Annotated in this window: 14 protein-coding genes; 7 read left to right on the top strand and 7 right to left on the bottom strand. The window is 64.9% G+C overall.

The window, feature by feature from the left end; genetic code table 11:
- The first annotated feature begins 460 nt into the window (after positions 1-460).
- Positions 461-1,567: a hypothetical protein gene (locus BV210_RS20830; RefSeq protein WP_305794036.1), complete on the top strand. Its 1,107-nt coding sequence runs from the start codon at positions 461-463 to the stop codon at positions 1,565-1,567.
- A 98-nt stretch (positions 1,568-1,665) separates the two neighbouring features.
- Here the strand turns inward: BV210_RS20830 and BV210_RS17800 are convergent, their stop codons facing one another.
- A complete protein-coding gene (locus BV210_RS17800; RefSeq protein WP_077208130.1) occupies positions 1,666-2,946 on the bottom strand; it encodes a hypothetical protein in 1,281 nt (426 codons plus the stop codon).
- A gap of 260 nt (positions 2,947-3,206) precedes the next feature.
- Positions 3,207-3,416 (bottom strand): hypothetical protein, encoded by a 210-nt coding sequence (locus BV210_RS17795; RefSeq protein WP_077208129.1) that lies wholly within the window; start codon positions 3,414-3,416, stop codon positions 3,207-3,209.
- A gap of 312 nt (positions 3,417-3,728) precedes the next feature.
- Here BV210_RS17795 and BV210_RS17790 point away from each other — a divergent pair, with 312 nt between their 5' ends.
- Positions 3,729-4,700 (top strand): MoxR family ATPase, encoded by a 972-nt coding sequence (locus tag BV210_RS17790; protein ID WP_077208128.1) that lies wholly within the window; start codon positions 3,729-3,731, stop codon positions 4,698-4,700.
- A 78-nt stretch (positions 4,701-4,778) separates the two neighbouring features.
- On the opposite strand, the gene BV210_RS17785 is transcribed toward BV210_RS17790, so the two are convergent.
- The 5 genes from BV210_RS17785 to BV210_RS17765 form a co-directional block, all read right to left on the bottom strand.
- The gene (locus BV210_RS17785) at positions 4,779-4,988 is read right to left on the bottom strand and encodes a hypothetical protein (RefSeq protein WP_077208127.1); all 210 of its coding nucleotides are present in this window, start codon (positions 4,986-4,988) and stop codon (positions 4,779-4,781) included.
- A gap of 98 nt (positions 4,989-5,086) precedes the next feature.
- Complete coding sequence (locus BV210_RS17780) at positions 5,087-5,767, bottom strand: hypothetical protein (protein WP_157526141.1); 681 nt, start codon at positions 5,765-5,767, stop codon at positions 5,087-5,089.
- Entirely contained in the window at positions 5,764-7,029 is a 1,266-nt protein-coding gene (locus tag BV210_RS17775; RefSeq protein ID WP_077208125.1) for a DUF58 domain-containing protein, read from the bottom strand. Before BV210_RS17775 ends, BV210_RS17780 begins: the two co-directional genes overlap by 4 nt.
- Positions 7,026-7,625, bottom strand: a complete 600-nt coding sequence (locus tag BV210_RS17770; protein WP_077208124.1) for a hypothetical protein — start codon at positions 7,623-7,625, stop codon at positions 7,026-7,028. Before BV210_RS17770 ends, BV210_RS17775 begins: the two co-directional genes overlap by 4 nt.
- Complete coding sequence (locus tag BV210_RS17765) at positions 7,622-8,398, bottom strand: DUF4129 domain-containing protein (protein ID WP_157526139.1); 777 nt, start codon at positions 8,396-8,398, stop codon at positions 7,622-7,624. Before BV210_RS17765 ends, BV210_RS17770 begins: the two co-directional genes overlap by 4 nt.
- A 219-nt stretch (positions 8,399-8,617) precedes the next feature.
- On the opposite strand from BV210_RS17765, the gene glmU reads away from it, so the two are divergent.
- From glmU to BV210_RS17740, 5 genes are all read left to right on the top strand, one after another.
- Complete coding sequence (gene glmU / locus BV210_RS17760; protein ID WP_077208122.1) at positions 8,618-9,799, top strand: bifunctional sugar-1-phosphate nucleotidylyltransferase/acetyltransferase; 1,182 nt, start codon at positions 8,618-8,620, stop codon at positions 9,797-9,799.
- A gap of 48 nt (positions 9,800-9,847) precedes the next feature.
- A complete protein-coding gene (locus tag BV210_RS17755) occupies positions 9,848-12,025 on the top strand; it encodes a lipopolysaccharide biosynthesis protein (protein ID WP_216640683.1) in 2,178 nt (725 codons plus the stop codon).
- A gap of 891 nt (positions 12,026-12,916) precedes the next feature.
- Positions 12,917-14,347: an orc1/cdc6 family replication initiation protein gene (locus BV210_RS17750; RefSeq protein WP_084802713.1), complete on the top strand. Its 1,431-nt coding sequence runs from the start codon at positions 12,917-12,919 to the stop codon at positions 14,345-14,347.
- Positions 14,348-15,053: 706 nt separating this feature from the next.
- Positions 15,054-15,893: a ParA family protein gene (locus BV210_RS17745; protein WP_077208121.1), complete on the top strand. Its 840-nt coding sequence runs from the start codon at positions 15,054-15,056 to the stop codon at positions 15,891-15,893.
- Positions 15,890-16,324 carry a hypothetical protein gene (locus tag BV210_RS17740; protein ID WP_077208120.1) on the top strand — a complete coding sequence of 145 codons (435 nt, stop codon included), beginning with the start codon at positions 15,890-15,892 and terminating at the stop codon, positions 16,322-16,324. The genes BV210_RS17745 and BV210_RS17740 overlap by 4 nt, the downstream gene beginning before the upstream one ends.
- Positions 16,325-16,342: the final 18 nt, after the last annotated feature.

Genomic DNA, 16,342 nt, shown 5'->3' with positions numbered 1-16,342 from the left:
GTGATCGGGTTCCCACATCGAGAAGAAAGAATCAAATAAAGCGCAACGGATGCTAATGACAGGTGGTTCGTATCGTCTACAGAAAGGGGAGTTCGGTTATCCGTCCGACAGTCATACGGGACTCCCACGACGAGGTCGGTCGACGACCGTCCGTCTCCACAACGAGATGATGGGGGACAGCCGTCCTACAGTGAGTCGTGTGGCACTGCTGGCAGTCCTCACGCTTCTCGCGCTCACGTTCGTGGGTGTGGGTGGAGCGACGCCTGCCGCGGGTTCGGCGCCCGCAACCGAGCAGCCGAAGACAGTCAGCCAGTCCTCGGCCCAGATAACGAACGTCACTCTCAGCGGTGACGGAACCTTCCCCCACAACGGATCCCACGTAATCTGGCGATCGGCCGGGATAGACGTCACTGTAGAGGTAGAGACGGCTGTCGACAAGAGATGGATCTACGACGCCTGTGTGACCCTGGACGGAGGCGGGACCCCGGTCTGTGAGTCGGTCAACGTCAACGGGTCGGCGTCCGTCAGCATCCAGTTGCCGCCCCAGAGAAACGTGACGACGGGGCGACGCGAGCTGACCGTCAACGTCAGTAACAGCTTCGGGTCGGATAGTGCGACGACGGTCGACACCGTGACCCGACCGGTCATCCTCGCCGAAAAGGACGGCGACCTGGATCTCGACCGGCTCACCAACGCGCGGGAACGAAAACTGGGGACGAACCTGACGAATCCCGACACCGACGACGACAACCTGGTCGACGGGGACGAGATCGACCGGCACGGCACGAACGCGACCGACCCGGATACGGACGGCGACGGCCTCGACGACGGCCGTGAGGTCAACGGGCCGACGAACCCGACCGACCCCGACACCGACGACGACGGCCTCGACGACGGCCGCGAGGTCGAACTCGGTCTCGACCCGACCGACCCCGACACCGACGACGACGGCCTCGACGACGGCCGCGAGGTCGAACTCGGCCTCGACCCGACCGAACCGGATACCGACGGGGACGGCCTCAACGACAGCCGCGAGGTCCAACTCGGCCTCGACCCGACCGACTCCGACACCGACGGGGACTTCTTCAGCGACGGCTTCGAGGTCGCGTTCGGAACGAGCGCGGGGAGTGCAGCCCTGACGGCGCTCAAAGGGTTGCTCCTCGTCCTGCTAATCGGAATCAGCTCCGTACTGGTCCAGCGTCGGTGGCAGATCGGAGAGTCTGACGATGACGAGCCGGCGGCCGACCCGGACTTCGCGGCGGATCGACCGGATCCGGTGCAGACCGGCGAGCCCGGCGCGACAGCGGATTCCGAGTCCGAGTCGGAACCCGAACCCGATCCCGACCTCATGTCGGCCGAAGAACGGCTCGAACACCTGCTGGAGAACGAAAACGGCCGAATGCGACAGGCCGACATGGTGGAGGCCGTGGAGTGGTCGAAAGCGAAGGTGAGTCGGACGCTCTCGAACATGGAGGACGAGGGCACGATCAGCCGCTTCCAGATCGGCCGCGAGAACGTCGTCACCCTGGCCGAGAACGAGGACGATGTCGGCCCCAGCCTCGACTGACGGACCGACGGCTAGAAAACCGCAGTACTCACTCTTCCTGCTGTATACGAAATATTCAGTCGTAAACAGGGGCCGATGACCCAGTAACAGTCGTCAGTTCAGAGGTTCTGTTCCATCTCGAGCAGGTCCGACGGCGTCACCACCTGGAGATTGTCGCCCCAGTCCTCGATGATGTTCATCAGTTGCATGAACTCGGACTCGGGTACGGGGGAGTTCGGTCCGATGTCGGGGAAGGTGATGACCGCGAGCTGGTTGTACTGGGCGGCCAGGTTGATCATGCGAGCGGAGCCGTTGAGGTCGTTTCCGTAGACCTGCGAGACGGTCGCGTTCTCGACGGGCGGCACGGTGTTGGGGGATGCCCCGAACGTGAATCCGTACTCGTGGTGGTCCCGGATCACCTGCAGCGTCTCCCTGTCGAATTTGTCCGAGTCGATCGTCATGAACTGCTTGCCGTCCGTGAAGCCCTTGAGATCCAGATACTCCTTGGTGTCCTTGATCACCCGACGCTGCTCCTTGGTGGACAGCTCCGGCAGGGGCGTGTTGGGCGATGGCAGGGACGTAATGTCCCAGCCCGCGTCCCGCATCTCCCGTAGCTGGCCGGTCGTCAGCGCGTTGTTCGAGTTGACCTCGTCCGGGTCGACCGTCTCCATGGCCGACCAGCCGCGGCGCTGCAGTTCCTGGAAGGCGATGTCGTAGTGTGACGCCCGCACGTTGTTGAACGACAGGAGGACGCGACCGCTGTCGACCGGTTTGGGGATCGTCCGGAGGTCGTCGACCACGAAGTTGATCGGCTCGTCGTCACTCAGGACGATGAGCCGGATCTCCTGAACGTTCGAGAGGTCGGGTTCGCCCCGCTTCCCGGTGTATCCGAGGTCGATCCGCATCCAGTCGTCCATCGTGTCGGGGATGTACCGGCGACAGACCAGGTGGTCGGAGCGTGCCGGGGCGATGACCTCGACGGCCAGTTTCCCGGGGCGCGGACTCTCCAGTTTGCCCGCGATGGAGAGGTCCTGATCCGTCAGGTCCAGTCCGTCCGGGAAGGCCCTGAAGATACCGGCCCCGCCCCCGGACGGGTTCTTGACGCGAACCGACTGGTCGCCCTTGTACACGTCGTTGGTCTCCGCGATCTGGGTACCACGGATCGTCCCCCAGTTCGAGAGGTCCTCGAAGTCGTCGAGGACGGATCCGCGGTCCGTGTAGTGATAGTCCTGTGTTTCCGTCCCGCCGCCGTTCGGCGTTCCGGACCCGTCGTCTGTCGGACTGGTGGCGGAAGTTTCGTTACCATCGGTGCTGCCCTGCAGTTGCGAACAGCCCGCGACGGCAACCCCGCTGGTAACGGCCGCTGCGATGAACGCTCGCCTGCTTGTGGTCCGCTTCATCTCGATTCAGGCTTACATCTATCACTTCATTATTATGTCGAGAATAAATGAATCTAGAACAGAGGTAAGTGATCCCGGCCGAGGAGACGCGACACTCACTTCCGTTCGAGCCAACGCCAGGCCGATCGATGAGACGACTCGACCGCTCGGTCCGTCGACGACCGAGATCGAGGGACGGGGCCGGGATCGATCCAGTCGTGGGAGCTTACGGACGTGATAAACGCGGAGCTCAGGGGTCCCGCCCGACACGTCAGGACGGGTTACCAGCGGCGGTCGTTCGATCCGCGACTCATTCTCGCGGCCGTGACGAGCGCACAGCCGTAGAAGACGACGACGACCCACTTGGTCGTCTCCGAGCCCAGTACAGCCATCACCGCCGGGATGCTGGTCTCCGCGGCGACGTGCCAGAGTGCGATGGCGATGAGTGCGAACCCGCTCCCGGCGACCGCCGCCCGTAGCAACGTCTCCACACCCGACAGCGACGTCGTCTTGCTCGTGGAACCGGGCAGTGTCTGTCCTCGTATGCCGCCCCCTCGACGCCCGCTCGCCCCTGAACTGTCCGAACGAGTCATCTGTCACCCGGACAGTAGACCGATATACCAAAAATTATTCGCGTGCTAATCAGCCACATATGGGTCTTGTGGCCCGGCGGAGTCGTCGGTCACACCAGCGATGCAGGGATGGCGGCGTGACCGACCGGAAGGGAGCCGCCCGCGACACGAGGGGGACGGGGCCGCCTTATCGGCCGAATAATTACGGGACGGTCCCACGACTACCGGGACATGGACGAGCAGCGAGTGCACGCACACTGTGAATCGATTCTGGACGAGGTCAGTCGCGCGGTCATCGTCGACGACGCGGTACTCGAGACGATTCTCTCGGGCTTTCTCTCGCGGGGACACGTCCTCCTCGAAGACGCGCCGGGAACCGGGAAGACGCTCACGGCGCGGTGTTTCGCCACTGCCCTGGGCCTCTCGTACTCCCGCGTGCAGTTCACCCCCGACCTGCTGCCGGCGGACGTGACGGGGACACACGTCTTCGACGAGGAAAGCGGCGAGTTCGAGTTCCAGGCCGGACCGGTGTTCGCGAACGTGGTGCTGGCCGACGAGATCAACCGCGCCTCGCCGAAGACACAGGCCGCACTGCTAGAGGCCATGGAGGAGGGACAGGTCACCGTCGACGGCGAGACGTACCAGCTTCCCGAGCCCTTTTTCGTCATCGCGACGCAGAACCCCGTCGAGCAGGAGGGGACCTTCCCGTTGCCGGAAGCACAGAAGGACCGGTTCGTCGTCAAGACCAGCCTCGGATTCCCGTCGCTGTCGGGCGAACTGGAGTTGATCGACCGGCGTGCCGACCGGACCGACCAGACGCCCTCGGTCTCGACGATCTGTTCGCCCGAGCAGATCGAACGGCTCCGGGAGGCACCCGAACACGTCCACGTCGAGGACGACCTCCGGCAGTACATCGCCGCCCTCACCCGGGCGACGCGTGCCGACGACCGGGTCAAGGGCGGCGTCTCACCGCGTGGCACCCAGCGCCTGTTCGAGGCGGCGCGGGCGATGGCCTGCGTCCAGGGCCGGGAGTTCGCCGCCCCGAAAGACGTGAAGGCGGTCGCCCGCCCCGTGCTGGCACACCGACTCGTCCTCACCGCTGACGCGCGCGTCGACACGGTAGAGAAGACCGACGTGATCGCGGACATCCTCGACGCGGAGCAGGTCCCGACGATCAACTATCAGGACCCCGTCTCCGCCTGAGGCCGCCGCTACTCGCGGTTTCGCCGTCGCTCGGGGGTCGCTCGACCGACTCGCGGCCCGGCCTCGTCCCCGCTCTTTTCAGTCGATCCGGGCGATGGCGAAGACGATCCCCAGCACCAGTCCGACGACGAAGAGGGCGCCGCCGGCGTACAGATACATCTCACCGTTCGTGAACTGGCCGAAGCGGTGGCCGTACCGGAGCAAGAGCCCCGAGAACAACAGCGTCACCCCCGATCCGACGAGGGTCGTTGCGATGTCGATACCGAACGGGGCGCGGAGTTCACCCATGCTACGACCTGTCGGTGCGTCGATGGTAAGGGCACACCTTGTCCATGCAAGCCGCCGCGGCGAGGGGTGGCCGGTGGCCCGGTCGCGTCGCCGGCCGCTCAGTTGTACAGCGCCACGAGCAGCGTGAACGCCGCGGCCAGCAACCCTGCGAGCGCGAGCAGCGGGAGGCCCGTGACGTTCGCGCCGGCGACGCCCTGGACGAGGGCGATGGCGACACCGCCGACGGCGAGCGTCGCGCCGCCGTTGAGGAGTTCGACGGAGTAAGTGCGGGCCTCGCGGCCGACCTGCTCACCCAGGTTCACCGCCCGTTCGGCCAGGTCCCAGGCCAGGACGGTGCAGACGCCGGCTATCAGCAGCGTCACCGTGGTGGTCTCGTAGAGGACGGCGGCGACGAGCGGTGAGACGAACACCAGTCCGGTGCCGGCGGAGAACAGGAGGCGTTCACGCCCCTTCCAGATCGGGCCCAGCCCGAGGACCAGGAGGGACAGCCCGACCAGTCCCGGCAGCAGTTCCGCGGCGGTGCCGAACCGGGCCGACCGACTGTACCCGAGGACGAGCGCCACACCGACCGCGCCGGTTCCGACGAGTCCGATGATGCCACCGAGGAGGCGGTGCTCGCGCCGCCAGAGTTCGATCCCGACGGCGAGTGCGGCGAGCCCCCCGATCGTGACTGCGAGCGCGAACCGCTGGTTGGGCCCCGTCGCGACGAGATAGATGGCGGCGGCCGCCGCGACGACCGACAGGACGGCCGACAGCGGCGCAGGTCTGTTGGTCGTCACGCCGACCACCGTTCCTGTGCTTCGACCAGCGCGGTCCCGAGCGGCTGGGTGGGTTCCCAGTCGACGGCCGGAACGTCGCGTTCACGCAGTGTCGCGATGCGAGACCGGCGCTCGAACAGGGCGAGCCGGGTACCGGTCGTCTCGGTCGTCGTCACGTCCGGCGAGAGCAGGGTGACGGGGTTCCCGGTCGATTCGAGCTGGAGACACGCCTGGACGATGTCGTCGTCGGGCAGCGGCGAGACGACGACGACCTGTGTCTCGGTGTCGAGACGCTTGCGTAGCTCCGACACCTGCCGGTCGAGGTCGGCCTCGCTGGTCTCCTCGTCGGGCGGTCGGGCCGACAGCGACGGGTTCGAGGCGAACAGGTTTCGGGCGCGGGCGGCGTGTTCGGTCCCGCTTCCGGGTGACAGCCAGCAGAAGTCCGGCCCCAGTGCCGCGACGCCCACGTGGTGGGGCGTCTCCAGCAGGGTCCCGAACAGCTGTTCGACGGCGCCGAGGCCGTAGGAGACCGCGTGGGGCTGGTCGGGGCCGCTCGATCGGTGTGCGATCTCCCGGGCGTCCAGACAGAGCACGACCGACGCTGTGCGCTCCTCGCGGTACTCGACGGTCGTGAGGTCGCCCGTCCGGGCGAACCGCTTCCAGTCGATCCGGCTCAACGAGTCACCCTTGCGGTAGTTGCGAGTCCGGTAGAACTCGATGCCGGTTCCCCCCTCGTCCGTGACGAGGTCGCCGACGCGCTGCCCGGTCCGGTCCCGCAGCGGGATCTCCGGCACCGCCGCACCGCACTCGATGTTCGTGTCCGTCGCGACCTGCCGTTCGACCTCGTGTGCGCCGGCCACGTCGCGGACGAACACCGTCGCCGGATCGAACCGGTGTGTTCCCTGCCGTGCCGTCACGCTGTAGGAGAACGTCGTCTCCGCACCGGGTTGCAGCACGGCCGTGTGCCGCGGTGTCCCGTCGGCGACCGACAGCATCGGTGGGACGCCGTCGATCACGCGCACGTCCGTCAACGTCGAGTTGCCGGTGTTGCGCAGCGTGACGGTGACCGGGACCTCCTCGCCGTCGGCAGGTGTGTCGACGTCGACCTCGCGCTCGATGGCCAGCGACGGGTCCGGCGCGCTCGTGAGTCGCGGATAGACCACGAACCCGACGGCCGTCGCCGAGAGCAACAGGACGGCGGACCGCTTGAACAGGATCCCGACGGCGGCGGCGAACAGCGCGACGCCGACGACGCCACGCCAGCGGTGGGTCGCAGTCGTCATCGCTCACCCCCGACCCCTGCGCGGTCACAGGCCGCGGCCGCCGCGCGGCGGGCCCCTCGCTGGAACCACGCGCGTCCCCGGACGGCGGCCTGCACGCGTGCGCTCACGGGCGGGTCGGTATCGTCCGCCAGAAACGCCGCCGCTTCGGCGTCGGTCGTCCACGACCCGTCGGCCACACGCCGTTCCGCCTCGGCACGCGAACAGCCTGTAGCGGCCATCTCGGCGTCGACGGCCGCCTCGCGCACGTGTTCGCGGACCGCGGCGGGCCGGTCGGAGAAGAACCGGTCGCGGATGCCGAACCGCTGGTCGACCAGGTCGTCGAAGTCCCCGCCGAACCGGGGTACCGTCTCGACCTCTTCGGGTGTCGGCGGGTCCGTCTGGTCGAGTCCCTCGACGCCGCGCCAGGCCAGACTCGACAGGAGGAAGACAGCGGCCACCGCGCCGAAGACGGCGACGAGCACCCAGTCGCCGCCGAGTCGCTCGACGACCGTCCCGATCGGGATCGCGTTCCCGACCGCGGGGACCGTCAACACGAGCAGCGTCACCCCGGCCAGGGCCGTCCCGGCCGCGAGGAAGAGTTTGCGGACGCCGTTCATCGCGTCCGCCCCCCGAGTTCGAGTCGGTCGATGACCTCGGCCGCCCGCTCGCGCTCCTCCGACGGCAGGCCCTCGGCGGCGAAGCGTTTCCGACGGAACAGGCGGGTCAGCGTCCCGACCGCATCGGGATCCAGCCCCGCGTCGACGGCGGCACTGCGGCACTCGTCGGGCGTCCTGGCCCAGGGTCGATCCACGTCGAGTCGCCGGACCATCGCGTACCAGGCGCGGTCGATCCGGTCGTCGGGATCGACGTCCACCCACGGGTCGCGGGCCGTCGTGTCACGCTCGTCGGACCCGTTCTCGGGGAGTGCGGCGAGCGGCGCCAGGAGGATGCCCAGCAACCGGTCGCGATAGCGGTACGCCAGCGCGAGCGCGACAAGGGCCAGAAGGAACGGGAGCAGTTTCCGGAGGAGATCCAGCAGTTGCTGGAGCAGCGACTGCCCCCCGGGACCGAGCCCCAGCGGGCCCGAGCCCGACTCGCGCTCTCCAGTCCGCTCGCCCGGGTCGTCGCTCGACTGCTGTTGTGACTGGCCGCCGGGCTCCGGATCGGCGACCTGTCCGGTCTGATCACTCCCCTGTGACTGCTTGTTCTGTTCGATTTGGTCGTCGATTTCGCCGGTCGAATCGTCCCCGATGGGGAGTTGCGTGTCACCCAGATCGATCAGGTCGTCGGGCGTCTGTGAGACGGTCGAATCGAGCGTCGTCGCGGCGACGCCGATCGCAGTCATGCAGAGAGCCGCGACGCCGATAGAAGCAACACGTTCCCAGTCCATCGAGTCACCTCCTGTAGTGGGGTGTACATCTCTGTCGTCGGTGGGTGCGTCCCCGTACCGGTTAGTTATGGATCCAGTAAGTCCACACGGCTCCCGCAACCGGGTTTTCACACGGAAGAGATCACCCGAGGTGTGGCCACCGCACGTCGGCCGGATCGGCGGTGTGAAACTTAGCCGACAGATAATAAAGCCGGGTCGGTGGGTATCCCCGGATAATCGATGCAAGTCGTGATCCTCGCGGCCGGTGAAGGGACGCGAATGCGACCGCTGACGGAGCGACGGCCCAAGCCGATGCTCCCGGTAGCCGGTCGGCCGCTCGTCGAACACGTCGTCGACGCTGCCGTTGGCGCCGGCGCGTCCGAGATCGTGCTGGTGGTCGGGTACGAGGGCGAGCGGATTCGCTCGCACTTCGACGCGTCCGACGTGGACGTCCCGATCCACTACGCCACCCAGTCCGAACAGCAGGGAACCGCCGACGCGGTCGCCGCCGCCGGCGAGTACCTCGACGGCCCCTTCGCCGTGCTGAACGGTGACAACCTCTACCGGGCCGACGACATCCGGACGCTGTTCGACGCCGCACCGGCGGTCGCGTGCGTCCGGGTCGACACGCCGTCGAACTACGGCGTGCTCTCGACCGACGACGGGCGCGTCACCGGGGTCCGCGAGAAGCCCGACGACCCGCCGTCGAACCTCGCCAACGCCGGCGCGTACGCGTTCCCCGACGCCGCACGCTCGAAACTCGACGTCGAGGCCAGCGAGCGCGGCGAGCGAGAACTCACGGACGTCCTCGACAGCGTGGTCGACACGCACGAGGTCTCCCCGGTCCGTCTCGACGAGTGGCTCGACGTCGGCCGCCCCTGGGAGCTACTGGCGGCCAATGAGCGACGTCTGGGTGCGGCCGGCCGGTCGATTGAGGGCGAGGTCCACCCGGACGCGGAGCTCGAGGGCGCGGTGGTCGTCGAACCCGGCGCGTCCGTCGGCCCGGGCACCGTCGTCGAGGGGCCGGTCCGGATCCAGTCCGGTGCCTCGGTGGGGCCCAACGCCTACGTCAGAGGCGCGACGCTCGTCGGCCCGGACGCGTCGGTCGGCCACGCCGCGGAGGTGAAAAACAGCCTCTTGATGCGCGGCGCCACCGTCGCACATCTCACGTACGTCGGCGACAGCGTCCTCGGACGGGACGTGAACCTCGGGGCCGGGACGAACGTCGCGAACCTCCGGCACGACGAACGGGAGATCAGGTACACAGTCAAGGGACGACAGGTCTCGACCGGCCGCCGGAAGTTCGGTGTCGTCCTCGGGGACGAGGTCCACACCGGAATCAACACCAGTCTCGATCCGGGCGTCCGGCTCGGGGCCGGCACGACCACAGTCCCCGGAGAACGAGTCAGTCGTGACGACTGAGATGGCGTGGGGTGTGGGTGCCCCACGGACAGCCACGGGTCGACCGCCATGGTGAACCGCAACACGTTCACGGCGTTTCTCTCGGTCATCGGGTCGCGGGTCGCCATCCTCGTCGTCTCGCTGTTCATCACGCCCTTCCTGTTCCGGTTCCTCGAGCCGGGTGCCTACGGGGAGTACGGGACGGTGATGTCCGTCTTCGGATTGCTGATGATCCTCGTCAGTTCGGGGATCAACGGCGGGTCCCGCAAGTTCCTCTCGGAGAACCGCGATGACGACGGCTGGGAGGATCACGTCTTCGCCTTCTACTTCCGGCTCGCGGCGGTGCTGGCCGTGATCGCGGCGGGACTGTTGATCCTCGCCGCCGAGACCGGCCTCGTCGCCGCCGCCATCGGCGAGAAGTACAAGCCGTACTTCTACCTGCTCGCCGTGTTGACCATCGCCGCGCAGTTCCGGGGATACGTCCGCCGGGCGCTGATGGGACTGAAACTGGAACACATCGCGGAACCGCTCAAGGTCGTGTACAAGATCCTGTTCGGGATCATCGGCGTCTCACTCGCCTTCCTCGGCTACGGTGTGCAGGGGGTGCTCCTGGGCGAGATCGTCGCCAGCACGACCGTCACGGTGATCGCGACGGTCGCCATAGCTCGCCACATCTCACTGGCGGCGATCCTCAAACCCCTCCCCACCGAGTTTCCACGCTGGGAGCTGTTCAACTTCAACCACACCTCCATCGTCTACAACTTCCTGATGATGTCGCTGATCCACGTCGACGTCATCATGCTGGAGTTTTTCAGTGAGAGCGCCAACGTCGGTATCTACAAGGGGGCGCTGGTCATCACGCAACTGCTCTGGATCGTCCCCCGGTCCGTCCAGAGCGTGATGGTACAGGCGACCGCGGACCACTGGGCCGAGGGCCGTATCGAGAAGATCAACGCCCTGGCCGGGAAGGTGATCCGCTACACCGCGCTCCTGACCACGCTCCTCTCGCTGGGACTGGCAGCGCTCGCCTGGGCCTTCGTCCCGCTGTATCTGGGCGAGGACGGCGGCGCGGCGGTCCTGCCCGTCCTGCTCCTCATCCCGGGGACCATCGGGTTCGCCATCGGTCGGCCGGTGTTCGCCATCAGCTACGCCAAAGGCGAGATGCGAGTGATGATCATCGCCACCGCGGTCGCCGCGTTCGGGAATCTCCTGCTCAACGCCATCCTGATCCCGACCGTCGGGATGTACGGTGCGGCTGTCGCGACCTCGCTCGGGTATCTCTCGTTACCGCTGGCCCACGTCTGGGGCGCACACCAGCTCGGTTACGAGCCGTTCAACGACTTCCGTCCCCGCCGCCTCGTCGCGACAGTCGCGCTGTCGGCCATTCCGATCGTGGGACTATCCTACCTGCTCAAGAACCCCCTGATCGCTCTCGTCGTCGTCCCGCCGGTCGGGCTGGCGGTCTACTCCCTCCTCGCGGTCACGACGGGAGCGGTCCACGTGGACGAACTCCTCGAACTGGCGGGTTCGTTACCCGCGCCGCTCGACGAGCGCGCCGACCGGACCATCCGACGGGTCGACGAATCGCGACCGATCCAGCGGATCACACGGACGATCGACTCCGGTGTCCTCCGGGCGATCCTGCTCACTGCCGGCGTCGTCCTGTTCCTGAGCGGGCTCGGCATGGTCGTCGGCCTGCCGACCGACGGTTCGCTGTTCGGCATGGACGACGACGGTCCGCCGACCGGCGACGATCTATCGCCCCCGGTTCCCGTCGGGGGGAACGGGACGGACACCCCGACTCCGGGCACGGGACAGGGAACGGACCCGGCGGCCGGAACGCCCGGCGCGGACACGCCGGATCGGACCACGGACGCCGGGACCGGTCCGCCCGACACGACCGAGCCACCGGCGACCGACGAGTCGGCCTCGACGCCGTCCGCCACGCCGGATTCGACACCGGATTCCACACCAACGCCGACGCCGACGCCAACTCCCGGGCCGACACCGACGCCGACACCGGACCCCACGCCGACACCCACTCCAACACCGACGCCCACGCCCACGCCGACGCCAACACCGACGCCCACGCCCACGCCGACACCGACTCCAACACCCACGCAAACAGCATCTCCGACGCCCACGCCAACTCCGACATCGACTCCGACGCCGACACCGACTCCGACGCCGTCGGAGACGGAGACCGCCACATCGAATTCGACGGCCGAGCAGACGACCTCTGAGTGACCTCCTCCCCGTCGTGAACAGAGAGGGAGCGAAGTTCCCTCAGGCAGTCGGGCGAAGCCCGACGACGATTGGTTGATACCGTAGCCTGAGAACACGTCCGGGGACCACAACTGAACGACATCGCTGTTCGAGCGCGACTGGATACTCTCACACCCCTCTATCGATGTGTTCCGCCTCGCTATCGACTTCAGGTGAGAGTTCGGTTCGGTTCGGTTCGGCTCGGCCGTGTGGACAGATCCGCTTCGAGCGAGTCGCTGAAGGGGATTGGACCACACAGACACCCCTCTATCGATGTGTTTCGGTTCGTAGGGACAGGAGGGAACGTCTCGATCGAGAGGTGTCGACGGGGGATATTTCCGATCAGTCTCGGATAGAGAAGCTGTACCGGAAGAAATAGGCTAGGAGTGGCGGAACTAGTAACTAGAAGCGAAAAAGCGGCAAAACGTGATTCTAGCGAACACATCGAACACTTCGATAGAGGTGTGTGTGAGTGTTCGTTCTAGAAAGCTAGAAGAAGAAGGAAAAGATGGGTTTCGACGGGTTCAGCTAGATCGACTCTAAGACTACTATAGTGCCTATCACTGGATATCGTACGGTAGCGGGAATTGCACGAACTCCATCCGGCAAAACCTGCCGAATCTCACCCCCCGCCCCCTCGAACACTCGAACACATCGATAGAGGGGTGTCTGTGTGGAACCGTCTCGACTCGTCCGTCGAAACACATCGTCGACCCTACGCTGTTCAGCAAACACTTCGTCGGTCCCTGTGTAGGAACCATCCGGATACCGTCCCCTGGTTCGGTTTTCCACACGTAATAATCGATGTACTGCAGATTTACACATCGATAGAGGTGGAGAAGACTTATGGCACTGCCTCGTCAGGGGTCGGGCATGGACACTGACTCGTCCGGGTCCAATGGTGGGGACTCGCCGTCGGAGGACGCCGACCCGGTTCCGGACGATCTCAGCGAGGATTTCGGTTCCGACGAGATCGACGCTACCGGTTCCGGATCGGTCGACGACACCGGATCCGAGTCGATCGAAGAGATGCTGCTCGAGTTCGACGAACAGGCGGGATTGATCCGCGATCGGTCGCTTCTCGACCCGAATTACATCGTCGAAGAGGATCGCATCGTGGGTCGTGGCGAACAGCTCCAGGAGGTGACGAAGATGCTCCGCGTCGCGCTGGGCGACAATCGACCACCGAACCTCTTTCTCTACGGGCCCTCCGGGACCGGAAAGTCACTCATCACCAAAGCGGTCTGTGAGAACATCTCGAACATCTGTGAACAGCGGGATATCCGGTTCGGGACGATCGAGGTCAACTGCCAGGACCTGAACACGCTCGGCATCGCGGTGTACGAACTCGCCGAGCGAGCGGCCACCGAGGCCGGTGTGGAAGTGCAGGTCCCGAAACACGGCGTCGCGACCAAAGAGAAGTGGGACGACCTGTATCGGATCGTCGATGAGAACTTCGATTCGGTCGTGTTCGTCCTCGACGAACTCGACATGCTCGTCGGCCGCCGAGACAAACAGGAACCCGCCTTCTCTCGACTGCTGTATCAGTTGACGCGGTCCGGTGCCATCGACGATCTCGACGCACACATCTCGGTCGTCGCCATCTCGAACGACACCAAGATGATGGAGTCCGTCGGGAGTCGCGCTCTCAGTTCGTTCACCCCGGAGGACGTCCACTTCGACGACTACGACGCCAACCAGTTGCAGGCCATCCTCCGTCGCCGACAGGACGCGTTCTACGACGGCGTGCTCAGCGACGACGTCATTCCGCTCGCGGCCGCGTTCGCGGCACAGACGCACGGCGATGCACGGAAGGCGATCGACCTCATGCGGGTCGCCGGGGAGTTGGCCGAACGGGAGGGCGATTCCAGCGTCGGTGAAGAACACGTTCGGAACGCCCAGGAGAAAGTCGAGAAGAACCGCGTTCTGGAAGTCGTGCGCGGTATCAGTACCCAGAAGAAGCTCTGTCTCTACGCCACGGCGGCGGTCGCGGACGAAACCGACGACGGGACGGCCCGCAGTACGACTGGGTACCAGGTCTACCAGTTCCTGACCGACACGATCGGAGTCGACCAGTACCACCAGGAAACCTACGTCAACAAGATGAAAGAGCTGACGACCTACTCGCTGGTCGACTTCGAGCGACGGAGTCACGGCCCGAGTTCAGGTATGTTCCTCGAATTTCAGTTCGCCGAGCGGCCGGACACGATCCTCGATACGCTACGCGAAGACTCTCGAATCGAGATGGTCTCCGCCGACGAAGTCCAGTCGGTGGTCAAAGCGCAACTCCGTAACGAAACCTGAGACACCCCTCGACGACCGCCCACTTCGGCGGGCCCGGCCACATGGTTTATCCCACACCTCTATCGATGTGTTTCAGAGAATCCCCGAGCCCCAACCAGTCTACAGTTCCAGTCTCACCGGACGCAGATCGCACACCTCTATCGATGTGTGATTGTCGCCACAAGCCGCCAAAACGGCCGATATTGGCCCGTGTCGGAATCTCTACTCTATTCTAGGAGATAATCATATCCGGCTGATATAGGGTGGTGTCGTCGAAACCGTGGTCTGGGCAGACACCTCTATCGAAGTGTTCTGAATCGTGGACGGCGCCGTCACACACCTCTATCGATCTGTTTTGAGGTGAAGATCTGTGCGTCGAGTCACGTCTCTCTGGTGGCAGCCGCTCCACCCCACGAAATAATCTCTATCTGCTGTCCAAATCGTCTGGCCTGGCGAGTTAACCAGCCTAGATGTCACGATTCGATAACCAGGCCCACTGAGTCCGTTAGCCAGGACAGCCATCTCGGTTCCCCAAATAACTCGGCCAGATAGCTAACTCTGAGAACTCTACTAACTGGCTTAGCTAGATAACTAAGCTAGCTGGCTAAGCCAGCTAACTCAGCCAGCTCAATTAGTTGGCCTATTTAGCCAGCAAACTTAACCAACTTACTCAGCTGAGTCGATTGTCTGACTTAGTTTTATTTGGTGGTGGCCCGACGTGTCGGGTATGTTGGCCTATACGGTCTACAGCGAGGCAGGGGGCGTCGGGAAAACGACGCTCACTGCGAATCTCGCGAAAGCGGAAGCGCGGGCCGGAAACGAGGTCCTGCTGATCGATCTCGACACGCAGGAGGCCTCGCTTTCGTACCTCCTCGACGTCGACGAGGATCGGAGTAACAAGGAGGCCGATAGCCTCCTTCGGCACATGATCGACCGCCCGCGTGGGGATTTTGCGGATCTGATCAAAACGAGCGAGGGCCTGGACATCATCCCCGCACACAACATCCTCGAATACGCGTCGAAACACCTCCAGCGACGGGCCGAGGAGGCTGCCGATTTCGGTGAGTCGTTCAACCCCAACAAACAACTCCTCCGGGTTCTGCGGGAAGCCGGCGTGCACGAGCAGTACGACACGCTCATCATCGACCCCCCGGCCAGCCCGGACATCAAACTCCACAACGCGATTCACGCCACCCGACACCTGGTGATCCCGTTCGAGCCAAGCGGGAAGGGCTACGAATCGGTACAGGGCCTCGACGACATCGTCGCCGGACTCGAAGAGAACCTGGAAATCGAAGTTGGGGTCCTGGCGATCGTTCCCAACCGATTCGAGGGGCTGAACACGCAAGATCAGTTCCTGGTCGAACTCCAGGACGAAGGATGGGAGGTCCCGGTCACGTTCCGGAAGCGCTCCTCGCTCCTCGAAGGGTGTTGGGACAAACAATGTACCGCATTTCGCTATATAGACGAACATCGTGATCGCGAGCGGGATCACGAACTCGACACGCTGGACAAGTTCGAGGAGTTGGCGGCGTATATCCGCCGCCAGAAGGAGGTGCCGGCATGAAACAGGGATCGACTGACGATCCGTTTGCCGAAGCGCCGGATACCGGTGACAAATCAGAACCGACTGAACCGGACAGTAGTGACGAACAGTCCGAGGACACTCCGAACCGAGGCGAGAGTGGGTCTGTTCCGACGCAGACAGAGCGGACGGGGACCGAACGTGACGATTCCAGTGAGACGTCGTTCTCTCGGACGCTCCCGTACATCTACAAACGCGACGCCGTCAAGGAAAACCGTTCACAGCGCCCCGTCTATCTCCGTGAGTACAACGAGACTCGCATTCCGGAGTTAGTTGACGCAGTCGCAGCTGCACTCGGCGAAGAAGTGACGAAAACGGACGTGCTCGAAGCAGCGATGGAGACCGCTATCGAGAACCCGGATCAGGTCGCGGATATCCTGCGTACGGAACGATACGGCTACGACTGGGAGTAGGCTTCCAGTGAAACGAGC

It is taken from the genome of Halorientalis sp. IM1011 (assembly GCF_001989615.1).
In the GTDB taxonomy this organism is placed as follows: domain Archaea; phylum Halobacteriota; class Halobacteria; order Halobacteriales; family Haloarculaceae; genus Halorientalis.
The sequence above is the reverse complement of the archived record's forward strand: the minus strand, read 5'-3'. Positions and strand labels throughout refer to the sequence as shown.